Consider the following 1,800-nt stretch of genomic DNA (forward strand, 5'->3'; position numbering starts at 1 on the left):
ATTCCGCCGTGCACATGCTGCTGCGCGACCGCCGCTTCGGCCGCGAGATGCCGGAAGAGATGCGGACAGAAGGCCCCGCCCATCTCGCCCCTTTTCTGGAGGTTGAAGCGCACTCATTGCTGGACGCCGAGCCGCCCCGCCACACCCGCCTGCGCCGGCTGGTGCTGCGCGCCTTCACCTCGCGCGAGATCGCGGCGCTGGAACCGGGTATCAAGGATCTGTGCCACCAGCTGATCGACGCTTTCCCGGACCAGCCCTTCGACCTGTTGGAGGCCTATTGCACCCAGGTGCCGGTGATCACCATCTGCCGCCTGCTGGGCGTGCCCGAGGACATGGCGCCGCAGTTGCTGGACTGGTCGCACAGGATGGTGGCGATGTATCAGGCGTCGCGCACCGAAGAGACCGAACACGCCGCCGCCAAGGCCTCGCAACAGTTCACGGAGTTCCTGCGCAGCTACATCGATGAGCGCCGCAACGATCCCCGCGGCGACCTGATCTCCCGCCTGATCGCGGCGGAGGAGGAAGGCGACAAACTGTCAGCGGATGAGCTGGTCGGCACCTGCATCCTCTTGCTGAATGCGGGCCATGAGGCCACCGTGCATTCCCTTGGCAACGGTGTGAAAACCATGCTGCAGCAGGGCTGGCAGCCGGAGTGGCTGGCGCCCGCAGGCATCGAAGGGCTGGTGGAGGAAATCCTGCGCTATGACCCGCCGCTGCACATGTTCACCCGCTACGCCTACGAGGAGGCAGAGGTGTTCGGCCACACCTTCCAGCGCGGCGATCAGGTGGCGCTGCTGCTGGGTGCTGCCAACCGCGACCCCAAAGCGCTGGACGACGCGGACCATTTCGATCCGACCCGCCCCCCGAAAGTGAACAAAAGCTTTGGCGGCGGCCTGCACTTCTGCGTCGGCGCCCCGCTGGCGCGGCTGGAGATGCAGATCGCCCTGCCGATCCTTTTCAACCGCTGTCCGGACCTGAAACTGGCGGCTGCGCCGGAGTTTTCCAACACCTACCATTTCCATGGTCTGACCCGTCTGATGGTGAGCGCCTGAGCTGCCAGATTGAGGCTCTGCTCCAAACCCATATCTAACTTGGAGCTCTGCCCCAAACCCCGGGGTATTTCCGGACCAGAAAGAAGCAACACCGTCTTCCGCTTCTTTCTGATCTTAAATACCCATATTCCTACGGCTGCAGCGGCAGCATCGTTGTCGATTTGATCTCTTCCATCGACAATAGCGCCGTCACATTATGCACCCGCACTTCGGCAATCAGCGCCTGATAGAACACGTCATAAGCGCGCGCATTCTGCACCCTGACCTTCAGGATGTAATCGATGTCGCCCGCAAGCCGGTGCGCTTCCTGCACCTCGGGGCGGTCGCGCAGCGCCTGCAAGAATTTGGCCTGCCAGTCCGCCTCATGCTCAGACGTGCGGATGAGAACAAAGAAACAGGCCTCGAACCCCAGCGCCTCGGCATCCAGCAGCACCGTCTGCTGACCGATCACACCTGCCTCCTTCAGCTTGCGGATCCGATTCCACACCGGGGTCTTGGAAGAACCCACCTGACGGGCGATTTCGTCCAGCGACTGGCCCGCGTCGCGCTGCAGTTCAGCCAGAATTTTCCGGTCAGTGGCGTCGATCCGCACCGTCATTCCTGTTTTCTCCTATTGTGAGGACCAATCGGCCCACATCTTCAACCACCAAGAACCTATGTTCTTATTTGTCCGTGCATATAGCGCAATACCGGGAATATTTCCTATATCTAACCTCAAGTCAAACACGCTGGAGGGGCCTTACAGATG

2 protein-coding genes are annotated in these 1,800 nt (G+C 61.4%); one reads left to right on the forward strand and one right to left on the reverse strand.

Annotation, left to right across the window (positions count from 1 at the left end; translation table 11 throughout):
• A partial coding sequence (locus A2I95_RS35185; RefSeq protein ID WP_291737206.1) for a cytochrome P450 occupies positions 1–1,052 on the forward strand: 1,052 nt, incomplete at its 5' end.
• A gap of 130 nt (positions 1,053–1,182) precedes the next feature.
• Here the strand turns inward: A2I95_RS35185 and A2I95_RS35190 are convergent.
• Positions 1,183–1,650 carry an Lrp/AsnC family transcriptional regulator gene (locus A2I95_RS35190; RefSeq protein WP_027258505.1) on the reverse strand — a complete coding sequence of 156 codons (468 nt, stop codon included), beginning with the start codon at positions 1,648–1,650 and terminating at the stop codon, positions 1,183–1,185.
• Between the last annotated feature and the right edge of the window lie 150 nt (positions 1,651–1,800).

This window comes from Leisingera sp. F5 (genome assembly GCF_001593695.1).

Excerpts from the sequence above, each read along its gene's own strand:
- A2I95_RS35190 (WP_027258505.1), bottom strand. The coding sequence starts at position 1,650 with ATGACGGTGCGGATCGACGCCACTGACCGGAAAATTCTGGCTGAACTG.